Consider the following 12,669-nt stretch of genomic DNA (forward strand, 5'->3'; position numbering starts at 1 on the left):
TAAGGGCGGAAGCGTGCCTAAATTGAATTGTAACAACTTTGTTTAGACCTCTACTTACAGATTGTTTACCTAAATCAGTGATTGTTATCTTGAACTTGAGGTTATCATTCTGAGCTTGTTTCTGCGTCTATATATGCTCATCGCTATATTGTAAAATATGAGCTTATTTATAACCTTAATTTAAATGAGTACATGTTTAAAGAACGACTTTTTGTTCTAGCAGTGCCTTTGGGTTGAAGTGTTCGCTACTTGCGATTAACTAGCCCGCATGTTTTAATTGAGCCAATTAAATTAGTTGCTAATAAATAAAAAGCAATAAAAAGAATAGATTATAATTTTTTGGGAAAATACAATGGCGTTACGCTGTAAAACTATCATTGCTAGTAGCCTTTTATTAGTAATGAGTGGCTGCACACTTGTTCCTGGTGGTCACTTCGAAGGGATTGGCTCGGGACAACAAACCGCTAATCTAGAAAGAGATTTAGAAAAAGTAAACATCCACATTATCGACTCTCAATTAGTCCAAGAGCATAAAATAAAACGTGCAGAAGAGCTTGAACGTTCAGCGCTTAAGGGTATTGATGTCTCAGACTATGAGTATCGCCTAGGCGTGGGAGATGTGATAACCATTGGAGTGTGGGACCACCCTGAGCTGACAATTCCTGCCGCAGTGCAACGAACCGCTGAATTTGATGGTTTCCGCGTGCAAGCAGATGGCACTATTACTTATGCGTATGCACCAAAAGTACCTGCAGCGGGTAGAACTGTGACAGAGCTTAGAGATGAGTTGGCTAAAAGGTTAAGCCGAGTTATTGAAGACCCTCAAGTTGATGTTAAAGTTGTTGGCTTTAAAAGCCAAAAAACTTATGTAACTGGTGAAGTAACTAAACCAGGTGTATACCCTATCACTGAAACGCCTTTCACTCTCATTGACGCCATTAATCAGGCCGGCGGCTTGACGGAAAGTGCAGATTGGGAAACAGTCACTTTTACCCGTGGTCAAAAAACAGAAGTTATTCAGCTTGACGATTTTTACTCACAAGGCGATATATCACAAAACCGTTTGTTACAACATGGGGATATTGTTCATATCAGTCGCAACGATAAACGTAATGTATATGTGCTTGGCGATGTAATTAAAGCAGGTAAAGTAGACGTTAATCGTTATGGTTTGAGCCTTGCTGAGGCACTGACTGATGCCGGCGGTTTTAATGAACGTACAGCCGATGCGAACGGCGTTTTTGTATTGCGCAAACGTGATTTGCAAAAGGACGGGGTACTGGCAGATGTGTATCAGTTGCACGCCAAAAATGTAGCCTCATTAGTACTTGCAGAGCAGTTTGAGTTGCAAGCTCAAGATATTGTTTATGTGACTAGTGCGCCATTGGCCCGTTGGAACAAAGTTATTAGTTTATTATTGCCCTCACTTTCAACTGTGGATGCAATTCAAGATATCGAAAATCAATAGTGTGATCACTCATGTTTGATAGTGTATTAATAGTTTGTGCGGGTAATATTTGCCGCAGCCCAACCGCTGAGTATGTGTTAAAAAGCAAACTTTCGGGCAAAAATATTCAAGTGTCATCGGCAGGTTTAACTGCTTTGGAAGGTAAAGCTGCAGATGCAATGGCACAGCAACTGACTAAAGCACAAAATATCGATATGAGCCCCCACCAAGGCCGTCAACTAAATGGTGCCCTAATTGCACAAAATAGCTTAATTCTGGTCATGGAGCATAGACATCTAGATGACCTATGTAGCCGCTACCCACAAGCTCGTGGAAAAACCTTTTTGCTCGGTAAGTGGATTGGAGATAAAGAAATCCCAGACCCATATCGCCAGTCAAAAGAGGCATTTGAGCACGTGTACGAGCTTATCGACAGCGCCTGTAGCGCTTGGCAAAAGTATTTATAAGGAATTGCGAGTATATGAATGCGCAGCCAAATTTAATTTCTCCACAAAAAACACAAAAAGAAGACGCCCAAGAAATTGACTTGATGGTGCTTTTTGGAGCATTGCTTGATAAAAAGTGGTTCATTTTAAGTGTAACGGCTTTATTTATGTTACTAGGTGTCGCGTATGCGATATTTAGTACGCCAATTTACCAAGCAACCGCTATGGTACAAGTAGAAGAAAAGGGCGGCTCAGTTCCTGGTTTTGATGACATGTCTGGCATGTTTGAAAGCACCTCTGCGGCGGTAACAGAAATTGAACTACTTAAATCAAGAAGCGTGATTGGAGAGGCGGTTGACTCGATAAACTTAGATATAGTTGTTGAGCCAAAACTCTTCCCACTTTTTGGGGGGCGCAGCTTCCGTAAATTTGTACCACAAAGCGAAGGTGAAGTAGCAGAACCAAGCTTTGGAGCAAGTTCTTATGCATGGGGAGGTGAACAGATCGAGATCCACCGTTTTAGATTACCTAAAAGCACAGAAGGAGTAGAGTTCACTCTACAAGCACAAACGGATGATAATTTTGCTTTATTAAATGCAAACGGGGAAGTGGTTCTTGCGGGTAAAGTAGGGGAAGAGGTTAAAGCTGGTCAGTTTGAATTAACAATTAAAACGTTAACAGCACGTCCTGAAACTGAATTTTCAATTATTAAACGCAATCGGTTGCAAACTATTCTTGACTTGCAAGGCGCAATATCAGCGTCTGAAAAAGGTAAAGACTCAGGTATTATCAATCTTGCCTTACAAGATAAAGGCCCAGCATATGCTGAGAAGGTTCTTGATAAGGTGGCGAGCATTTATGTTCGCAGAAATGTAGAGCGTAATAGTGCAGAAGCACAGCAGTCTTTAGAGTTTTTAGAGGTGCAATTGCCTGATGTTAAACGTAACCTTGAAAGAGCAGAAAAAGCGTTTAATGAATATCAAATACGTCAAGAGTCAATTGATATTAGTTTAGAAACACAAGCAGTACTCGAGCAGATAGTAATATTAGAAACTAAGTTGCAAGAGCTGGATTTAAAACGTTTAGAGCTTGGGCGTAAATTTAAACGTGAACACCCTGCATACCGAGGCGTTGTTGAGCAAATTGAGACAGTTAAACGCCAACGCAATGACTTGGCTGGTGAAGTGCAAGGGCTACCGGAGACGCAGCGTGAGTTACTACGTTTGAGGCGTGATGTAGAGGTAAATAACGAAATATATACGCTTCTACTAGCTAAAACACAAGAGCTAGACATTGTTCGTGCAGGTACCGTCGGTAACGTACGTATTGTTGACTATGCAGAGGTAAATACTACCCAGCCTGTTAAGCCAAAAAAAGCACTCATTGTTGTAATGGCAACTATGTTGGGTGGTATGTTAGCAGTTGCTATCGTACTTATTCAAAAAGCATTACACAAAGGTATTGAAGACCCAGGTGAGATAGAAGCATTAGGCATGCCTGTTTATGCCAGCGTGCCATTTTCTGATTATCAAGTAAAGCTCACTGGTTTTGCCAAAGCTCGTAAAGGTAAAACCGCAAAAGCAAAATCAATATTAGCCATTGATAACCCTGCAGACCTTTCTGTTGAGGCATTACGTAGCCTGCGTACTAGCCTGCACTTTGCTATGCTAGAGGCAAAGAACAATGTAATTGCAATATCAGGCCCAAGCCCTGGTGTTGGTAAGTCATTTATTACGGTGAACCTTGCTACTGTTTTAGCGCAAAGCGGGAAGAAAGTACTTGTCATAGACGGCGATATGCGCAAAGGTTATTTGCAAACTCAGTTCGGCATGAAGTGGGACAGTGGCCTAAGTGACTACCTTTCGGGGCGACTAAACCTAGCTGATACTATCAAACATACACAAGTTGATAGTTTAGATATCATGACCCGAGGCCAAATACCACCAAACCCATCAGAGCTATTAATGCATGAAAACTTTAGCAAACTAATTAGTGAAGTGAGTAAAATGTACGACCTAGTTATTGTGGATACACCGCCAATTTTAGCCGTTACAGATCCCGCTATTGTTGGTACGCACGCAGGAACTACATTGTTAGTTACCCGTTTTGGTCAAAACCATGCAAAAGAGCTTGAAATTACTCGCAATAGATTTGAGCAAAACGGTATTGATGTGAAAGGTGTTGTATTCAATGGTGTGGTTCGTAAATCGAGTAATGCCTACGGCTATTACGGGTACTACAACTACGAGTACAAATCAGATAAAACATAGCAGGTTATGTCGCGACCTAAAAGGTGAGTCTTTATTGTGACACACAGTACAAGTAGGATTTGTTGCAACATAACAATTCAACATGTTTAAAGTGGTATTATGTTGCGATTGGTGAAAGAATAATCAAGGTTACGCTGGAACAAATTTAACTCGCAAAATAAGAGCTCTGCACGAAGGTGCAGGGCTTAATGAATAAGAACGCTGAACAAGACAAGTAAAAGCTTCCTAAAATCCAATCAGCATTTCTAAATAAACCCGCAGAAAAAATAAAAGGGACACTCTGTGAAAGTACTTACAGTATTCGGCACAAGGCCAGAAGCAATTAAAATGGCTCCTTTAGTACACGCTCTAAAGCAAGATGCACGCTTTGATGCCAAAGTATGTGTTACCGCGCAGCACAGAGAAATGCTGGACCAAGTATTAGAGTTATTCAAAATTACCCCTGACTATGATCTAAACCTAATGAAAGCCGGGCAGACGTTACCAGAGGTGACAAGCCGAATTTTATTAGAGCTTACTCCAGTACTTAAAGAGTTTAAACCAGATGTGGTCTTAGTGCATGGCGATACTGCAACAACATTTGCTGCAAGCTTAGCGGCTTATTATGAGCAAATATCAGTTGGTCATGTTGAAGCTGGCTTACGTACAGGCAATATATACTCTCCATGGCCAGAAGAAGCAAACCGCAAGCTTACAGGGGCGCTTACCAGGTACCACTTTGCTCCCACTGAGACCTCTAAACAAAACTTGCTAGTTGAAAATTACCTTGATGAAAATATATTTGTTACGGGTAACACAGTGATCGATGCTTTGCTAATGGTTAAGCATCAAATAGAAACAGACTCTGATCTAAGCAATACTCTAGCTGCACAATTCCCCATGTTGGATGAGAGCAAAAAGCTTATCTTAGTTACAGGTCACCGAAGAGAAAGCTTTGGCGGTGGATTTGAGCGTATTTGTGAAGCTCTGGCTAAGACTGCAAAAGTGCACCCAGACTGTCAAATCCTATATCCTGTGCATTTAAATCCAAATGTGCAAGAGCCAGTTAATCGCATTTTAAGCGCTATAGACAATGTTTACTTAATAGAGCCTCAGCAATATTTGCCTTTTGTCTATTTAATGAATAGAGCACGTGTTATTTTAACCGATTCTGGTGGTATTCAAGAAGAGGCTCCAAGCTTAGGCAAGCCAGTTTTGGTTATGCGCGATACAACAGAAAGACCTGAAGCTGTAAAAGCTGGGACAGTAAAGTTAGTAGGAACTGATGTCGCAGCAATCACCTCTTCTTTAGATAAACTGCTAACTAATGAGAAAAGCTACGAGCAAATGAGCAGAGCCCATAACCCTTATGGTGATGGAAGCGCATGTAAAAGAATCTGTGATATTTTAGCTAAAAAATAACAAATAAGTTTTAACCTCAAGGTTTCCAAAGGGAAAGTATGTCATTTAATACAATTTCAGTGATTGGTTTAGGCTATATAGGATTACCAACTGCAGCGATGTTTGCCTCTCGTAAAAAGAAAGTGATCGGTGTAGATGTTAATCAGCATGCCGTCGACACAATCAATCGAGGTGAAATCCATATCGTTGAACCTGAGCTAGATATGATAGTTCACGCTGCGGTAAAAGAAGGTTATCTCAAAGCAACGCAATCACCAGAGCAAGCCGATGCCTTTTTAATTGCGGTGCCGACTCCTTTTAAAAATAACGACTCACAAATTCCAGAACCCGATTTAACATATATTCATAAAGCTAGTGAAGCAATTACGCCAGTACTAAAGAAAGGAGATTTAGTTATTCTTGAATCTACCTCGCCAGTTGGTGCTACTGAGCAAATGGCAGATTGGTTAGCCGCGGCTCGCCCTGATTTAAGCTTCCCGCAGCACGCGGGAGTAAATGCTGACATAAATATTGCTCACTGCCCAGAGCGTGTCTTACCCGGCCATGTAGTACGTGAGTTGGTAGAGAACGACCGTGTAATTGGTGGCATGACGGCAAAGTGCTCGGCCCGAGCTGTAGAGCTATATAAAACATTTGTACAAGGCGAATGTGTAATTACTAATGCTCGTACTGCTGAAATGGCAAAACTAACAGAAAACTCGTGTCGAGATGTGCAAATCGCTTTTGCAAACGAGTTATCTATTATCTGCGATAAGCTAGACATCGATGTGTGGGAGCTTATCTCTTTGGCTAATCGTCATCCTCGAATTAATATTTTGAAGCCAGGCCCTGGAGTTGGTGGGCACTGTATAGCAGTAGATCCGTGGTTTATAGTAAGTAAGACACCTAGTGAAGCGCAGATCATTCATACAGCACGCAGAGTAAATGATTCAAAACCTGAGTGGGTTATAGATAAAGTGAAATTGGCTATTTCTGATTTCTTACAAAATAATCCTGGTAAAACAGTTACAGATGTCACAGTTGGTTGTTATGGCTTGACATTTAAGCCTGATATCGATGATTTACGAGAAAGCCCCGCGATGCAAATTGTGCAAAGTATTTCGGAAATACATCAAGGGCCAATTTTAGCAGTAGAGCCTAACTTGAATTGCGTTCAAGAAAATTTAGGCAATGTTAGATTAGCTAAACTGGAGTCTGCAATTCATAAAGCGGATATTCACGTAATGTTAGTTGATCATATTCAGTTTAAACAAATAGGAGCCCCGAAGGGCTTGATCGTTGATACAAAGGGGGTTTGGCAATGAAATTAAGCAGGGATACTCGAATTGCCATCATTGGCTTGGGTTATGTTGGTCTACCGCTGGCGGTTGAGTTATCAAAGAAATTTAATATACTAGGTTTTGACATTAACTCAGCACGGGTGGAAGAGCTGCAATCTGGCCATGATTCAACATTGGAAGTGTTAGATGAAGTGTTGCAAGCAGCGACATCACTTCGTTTTGCAAGTAATAAAAGTGAACTTGCCGATAGTACGGTTTACATTGTTACAGTGCCGACTCCAATTGACGACAGCAATACACCTGATTTAAGACCATTACAAAAAGCGTCGAAAATGCTGGGCGAATTTATAGAAAAAGGTGATGTCGTAATTTATGAATCTACAGTTTATCCAGGTGCGACAGAAGAGGTTTGCTTACCGATCATTGAAAAAGTGTCAGGTTTGAAATTTAATGAAGACTTTTTTGCGGGTTATTCACCAGAGCGTATCAATCCAGGTGATAAAGTAAATACCCTAGCAAAAATCATGAAAATCACCTCAGGTTCAACACCTGAAGTTACTGATTTTGTTGATGCTCTGTACGGCTCAATTATTGAAGCGGGTACACACAAAGCGAGTTCAATTAAAGTAGCTGAAGCGGCAAAGGTAATTGAAAATACACAGCGTGATTTAAATATCGCGATTATCAATGAGTTTGCAAAAATCTTTAATCGCTTAGATATTGATACAGAAGAAGTACTAAATGCTGCAGGCACAAAATGGAATTTTCTAAAGTTCAAGCCAGGATTAGTGGGAGGTCACTGCATTAGTGTTGATCCTTATTACCTTACGCACAAAGCACAGGAAGTAGGTTATCGCCCAGAGGTTATACTTTCTGGTCGCCGGATTAACGATGGCATGGGTGAGTATGTTGCGACTCAGCTAGTTAAAAAGTTAGCCAGTAAGAAAGTTCACATTGATGAAGCGAAAGTGCTTATTCTTGGTTTCACTTTTAAAGGTGACTGTCCTGATGTTCGTAACACTAAAATCATCGATATAGTTAAAGAATTACAAGACTTCAATATGTCGGTAGATGTGTACGATAACTGGGCTAAGCCTAAAGAAGTTAAGCGCGAATACGGCATTGACTTAATTACTGAGTTAGAAGGAAGCAAATACGATGGTATTGTACTTGCCGTAGATCACTCAGAGTTTAAAAAAATGGGTGAGAAAAAATTGCGTTCGTTTGGTAAAGAAAACCATGTACTGTACGATGTTAAGCATGTATTAAAGTCATCAGAAGCTGATATTAGGTTGTAATTGCTATGAAAATAGTCACGGTGATAGGTGCTAGGCCGCAGTTTATCAAGGCTGCAGTAGTGAGTCGAGCAATACAAAAGCATGGCGATTTAGAAGAAATTATTGTTCATACTGGGCAACATTTTGATGCTAATATGAGTGATGTTTTTTTCGAGCAGATGGATATTCCAAAGCCAGATTACCAATTAGAGATAGCATCATTAAGTCATGGTGCTATGACGGGTAGGATGCTAGAGAAGATAGAAAAAGTTTTGCTTCAAGAGCAGCCTGATTGGGTGCTGGTTTATGGTGATACCAATTCTACTTTAGCAGGAGCGCTTGCTGCGTCAAAATTACATATCAAAGTTGCACATGTGGAGGCCGGTTTACGCAGCTTCAATATGCGCATGCCTGAAGAGCAAAATAGAATCTTGACAGATAAACTAAGTAAAATCTTATTCTGTCCAACTCAATTAGCTAAGCAGAATCTGTTGAAGGAAGGCTATATTAATGATGTTAACTACCTGCCAGTGGTGGGAGATGTCATGCTTGATGCAGCTAAGTTTTATGCTCAGCGAAGCCAAAAACCTTCTGAGCTACCTTCTAGTGTTCAGTCCGGTAAGTTTGTTTTAGGTACGATTCATCGTGCTGAAAACACTAATGACCTGTCACGTTTGAAATCATTGGTTGAATCTTTAAATGAAATCCACCAGTCAGAAGCTGTGGTTGTGCCTCTGCATCCGCGTACTAAAGCCATTTTAGACGCTAATGATATAGCTGTTGATTTCATTATCTTAGAGCCCGTAGGGTATCTAGAAATGGTGTACCTACTTCAACACTGTAGCCTCGTAGTAAGTGATAGCGGTGGTGTACAAAAAGAAGCGTATTTCTTTGATAAGCCATGCTTGGTTACACGTGATGAGACTGAATGGGTAGAGCTTGTTGACCACGGCAGCAATCATTTGGTAGGGGTTGAAAAGACCAAAATATTAGCTAGTTATGGTAAGGCTAAATCAACAGAGATAGATTTTTCTATTCCATTTTATGGAAATGGGCACTGTGCCGAGGAAATTATTAGTTATTTATTAAAAGGTGGATGTAACTAGCATGAAGAATTTTGCATTAATAGGCGCTGCTGGATATATAGCTCCAAGACACTTAAAAGCAATTAAACAGACGGGTAATAACTTAGTTGTCGCAATGGATATAAATGACTCTGTTGGTATTATGGATAGCCATTTTCCTAATGCTGAATTTTTTACAGAGTTTGAAGATTTTACTGCTTTTGTAGAAGACCAAGCACTAAAAGGTAATAAGCTTGACTACATTTCAATTTGTAGCCCAAATTACCTTCATGCACCACATATGAAGTATGCACTTAAGAATGGTATAGATGTCATTTGTGAAAAGCCGTTAGTATTGCATTCAGAAGATATGGATATTCTGAAAGACTATGAGCAAAAATACGGCGCAAAAGTGAATTCAATTCTGCAGTTACGTTTACACCCATCAATTATTGCTCTAAAAGAAAAAGTTGCGTCTGCTCCGCTCGATAAAGTATTTGATGTTGACTTAACATACATGACTTCACGTGGTAAGTGGTACATGAAATCTTGGAAAGGCTTTGACCACAAATCTGGTGGGGTGGCGACCAATATTGGCGTGCATTTCTACGATATGTTGCATTTTATTTTCGGTGAGTTGAAACATAACGAAATTCACTTTAGAGATGAGAAGACTGCAAGTGGCTTTCTTCAGTATGAACGAGCACGTGTTAAATGGTTCTTATCAATTGACGCAAATAACCTACCTGAAAATGCCGTAAAAGGTGAGAAGTTGACTTACCGCAGTATCACCATTAATGATGGAGATAACACCGAAGAACTTGAGTTCTCCGGAGGTTTCACGGACTTGCATACCCAAAGCTATCAAAATGTGCTGGTAGGCAATGGTTTTGGCATCGATGAAAACCGTATTGCAATTGAAACGGTTGAAAACATTCGAGTGCAAGACATTGTCGCAGCAGGCGAAAAGGCACACCCACTTTTAAACAAGGTACTTTAATCTATGAACTACCATGTACATGATAGCGCTATTGTTGATGAAGGCGCAAAAATTGGTGCAAACACATGTGTATGGCATTTTGTGCATGTATGCGGTGAAGCGCAGATCGGTGAGAGCTGCTCGTTAGGTCAAAACGTATTTGTAGGTAATAAAGTAATTATTGGCAACAATGTAAAAATACAAAATAACGTATCGGTGTACGACAACGTATACCTTGAAGATGATGTATTTTGTGGTCCAAGTATGGTTTTTACAAATGTCTACAACCCCCGTTCATTTATTGAGCGTAAAACTGAGTATCGAGACACCCTAGTAAAACGTGGCGCAACTTTAGGTGCTAACTGCACGGTTGTATGTGGTGTTACAATTGGAGAATATTCATTAATTGGCGCAGGTGCTGTCATTAATAATGACGTAAAGCCATTTGCCTTAATGGTCGGTGTACCTGCAAAACAGATTGGCTGGATCAGTAAGTATGGTGAGCAACTTAATTTGCCACTCGAAGGGAATGGTACTGCAACTTGTGAGCACACAGGTGAGCAATATCAGTTAGAAAATGGCTTTGTTTCAATTAAATAATTCGTAGAAGTAATTATTAAATGCAATTTATAGATTTAGCTGCGCAATATCAGCACTTAAAAGAAAAAATTGACACTCGTATTCACGCAGTTTTAAACCATGGTAAATATATCATGGGGCCAGAAGTGCAAGAGCTTGAAGAAAAACTATCAGAATATGTTGGTGTCAAGCACACAGTAAGCTGTGCCAATGGTACAGACGCACTGACTCTAGCCCTTATGGTGCTAGATGTTAAAGAGGGTGATGCGGTTTTTTGTCCGGCGTTTACTTTCTTCGCCACAGCTGAAACAATCGCGTTTGAAGGTGCAACCCCTGTGTTTGTTGATTCTAACGAAGATACATTCAACATTTGCCCAACAGATTTAGAAAAACGCATTGAAGCCGTAATCACAGAAGGCAAATTAAAACCAAAAGCGATTATTGCAGTTGATTTATTTGGTTTGCCAGCAGATTACCCAGCGCTTAGAAAAATTGCAGATAAATATGATTTAAAAATCATTGAAGATGCGGCGCAAGGTTTTGGGGGAGAAATCAATGGCAAGCGTGCAGGGTCATTTGGTGATATTGCTACAACTAGCTTCTTTCCAGCAAAACCATTAGGCTGCTACGGAGATGGCGGTGCATTATTCACAAATAATGATCAATATGCAGAGCTATTAAAATCATATCGTGTTCATGGTAAGGGTAAAGACAAATACGATAACATACGTATCGGCATGAACTCACGCCTAGATACCATTCAAGCTGCGGTTTTACTTGAAAAACTAGCAGCATTCCCGCAAGAGTTGATTAACCGCAACAAAGCGGCAGAAAAGTACACGGCAGAATTAAAAGACACGTACAAAACGCCAGTTGTACCAGAGGGCTATCTCAGCTCATGGGCACAGTATACGCTTATGGCAGAAGACAGAGATGCAGAAATGGCCAAGTATAAAGCACAAGGTATTCCGACAATGGTTTACTACGGTACGTGTATGCACCAACAAACCGCATTTAAAGTGTTAGGGTATCAGGAAGGAGACTTCCCGGTAGCAGAGCGTTTAGCAAGTTCTGTGTTTAGCTTACCAGTGCACCCGTATTTAAAATAGCCATACTCCCATAGGAAATGAACTATGATTTTAATCATGTTACCAGCGTATAACGAAGAAGAATCTTTACCTGTTTTAATGCCGAAGATCGAAGCGTACATTAATAGTACTGATGAAGACGTTAAAGTTCTTGTTTGTGATGATGGGAGCTCAGATCGAACATTAGAGCTTTTGAACGAATATAGCAAATCACTCCCCCTCGAAGTTATTATTCATGAAATAAATAGAGGATTAGGTGAGACAGCTCGTGATTTGTTTGAAAAAGCTGCATCAATAACAAAAGCTGATGATATTATCATTCGTTTAGATTGTGATGATACTCACGAGCCTGAGATTATCCCAAGCATGGTCAATAAAGTTCGTGAAGGATATGATGTTGTTATTGCTTCACGCTTTGAGCCAGGCGGTGGGCAAAAAGGTGTTAGTGGTTATCGCGCTTTCATCAGTCGTTCAGCGAATTTATTCATGAAGGTATTTTTCCCAATCCCTGGGTTAAAAGAATACTCTTGTGGATTTAGGGCTTATAAGGCGAGCATTATCCAGTCCGCTATTGCATTTTATGGCAATGATTTTGTCCAACTTAAGGGACTTGGCTTTACATGTACACTCGAGAAACTAGTAAAACTGAAGTTAATTGATGCTAAGTTTGGTGAAGTACCGTTCATGCTTCGATATGACCAAAAAGTCAGCGAAAGTAAAATGGTAAGTAGTGTTACAACTTGGGGTTATTTAACGATGGCTCTGTTGTACCACTGGCCATTTGGCGGCTGGCGTCGCGCGTACAAAGCGAAGTATAAGTCATTTAATAAGGGATAGT

At 40.4% G+C, this 12,669-nt stretch carries 11 protein-coding genes; all 11 read left to right on the plus strand.

The window, feature by feature from the left end; all coding sequences use genetic code 11:
• Positions 1-352: 352 nt before the first annotated feature.
• The 11 genes from SANK73390_RS05105 (at position 353) to SANK73390_RS05155 (ending at position 12,668) form a co-directional block, all read left to right on the plus strand.
• Positions 353-1,468 carry a polysaccharide export protein gene (locus SANK73390_RS05105; protein WP_462764347.1) on the plus strand — a complete coding sequence of 372 codons (1,116 nt, stop codon included), beginning with the start codon at positions 353-355 and terminating at the stop codon, positions 1,466-1,468.
• 11 nt (positions 1,469-1,479) lie between these two features.
• Positions 1,480-1,914, plus strand: coding sequence for a low molecular weight protein-tyrosine-phosphatase (locus SANK73390_RS05110; RefSeq protein WP_462764350.1), 435 nt, complete (start codon positions 1,480-1,482; stop codon positions 1,912-1,914).
• 14 nt (positions 1,915-1,928) lie between these two features.
• The gene (locus tag SANK73390_RS05115) at positions 1,929-4,163 is read left to right on the plus strand and encodes a polysaccharide biosynthesis tyrosine autokinase (protein WP_462764353.1); all 2,235 of its coding nucleotides are present in this window, start codon (positions 1,929-1,931) and stop codon (positions 4,161-4,163) included.
• 282 nt (positions 4,164-4,445) lie between these two features.
• Positions 4,446-5,564, plus strand: coding sequence for a non-hydrolyzing UDP-N-acetylglucosamine 2-epimerase (gene wecB / locus SANK73390_RS05120; protein ID WP_462764356.1), 1,119 nt, complete (start codon positions 4,446-4,448; stop codon positions 5,562-5,564).
• Positions 5,565-5,602: 38 nt separating this feature from the next.
• The gene (gene wecC / locus SANK73390_RS05125; protein ID WP_462764359.1) at positions 5,603-6,868 is read left to right on the plus strand and encodes a UDP-N-acetyl-D-mannosamine dehydrogenase; all 1,266 of its coding nucleotides are present in this window, start codon (positions 5,603-5,605) and stop codon (positions 6,866-6,868) included.
• Positions 6,865-8,142 (plus strand): nucleotide sugar dehydrogenase, encoded by a 1,278-nt coding sequence (locus SANK73390_RS05130; protein ID WP_462764362.1) that lies wholly within the window; start codon positions 6,865-6,867, stop codon positions 8,140-8,142. Before wecC ends, SANK73390_RS05130 begins: the two co-directional genes overlap by 4 nt.
• Before the next feature lie 5 nt (positions 8,143-8,147).
• Positions 8,148-9,227: a non-hydrolyzing UDP-N-acetylglucosamine 2-epimerase gene (wecB, locus tag SANK73390_RS05135; protein ID WP_462764365.1), complete on the plus strand. Its 1,080-nt coding sequence runs from the start codon at positions 8,148-8,150 to the stop codon at positions 9,225-9,227.
• Position 9,228: 1 nt separating this feature from the next.
• A complete protein-coding gene (locus SANK73390_RS05140; protein WP_462764368.1) occupies positions 9,229-10,185 on the plus strand; it encodes a Gfo/Idh/MocA family oxidoreductase in 957 nt (318 codons plus the stop codon).
• A 3-nt stretch (positions 10,186-10,188) separates the two neighbouring features.
• Positions 10,189-10,764 carry an acyltransferase gene (locus SANK73390_RS05145; RefSeq protein ID WP_462764370.1) on the plus strand — a complete coding sequence of 192 codons (576 nt, stop codon included), beginning with the start codon at positions 10,189-10,191 and terminating at the stop codon, positions 10,762-10,764.
• Between the two features lie 20 nt (positions 10,765-10,784).
• Positions 10,785-11,852: a DegT/DnrJ/EryC1/StrS family aminotransferase gene (locus SANK73390_RS05150; RefSeq protein WP_462764373.1), complete on the plus strand. Its 1,068-nt coding sequence runs from the start codon at positions 10,785-10,787 to the stop codon at positions 11,850-11,852.
• A 24-nt stretch (positions 11,853-11,876) separates the two neighbouring features.
• On the plus strand, positions 11,877-12,668 hold the full coding sequence (locus tag SANK73390_RS05155; RefSeq protein WP_462764375.1) for a glycosyltransferase: 792 nt from the start codon (positions 11,877-11,879) through the stop codon (positions 12,666-12,668).
• Position 12,669: the final 1 nt, after the last annotated feature.

Source organism: Pseudoalteromonas sp. SANK 73390, assembly GCF_054966645.1.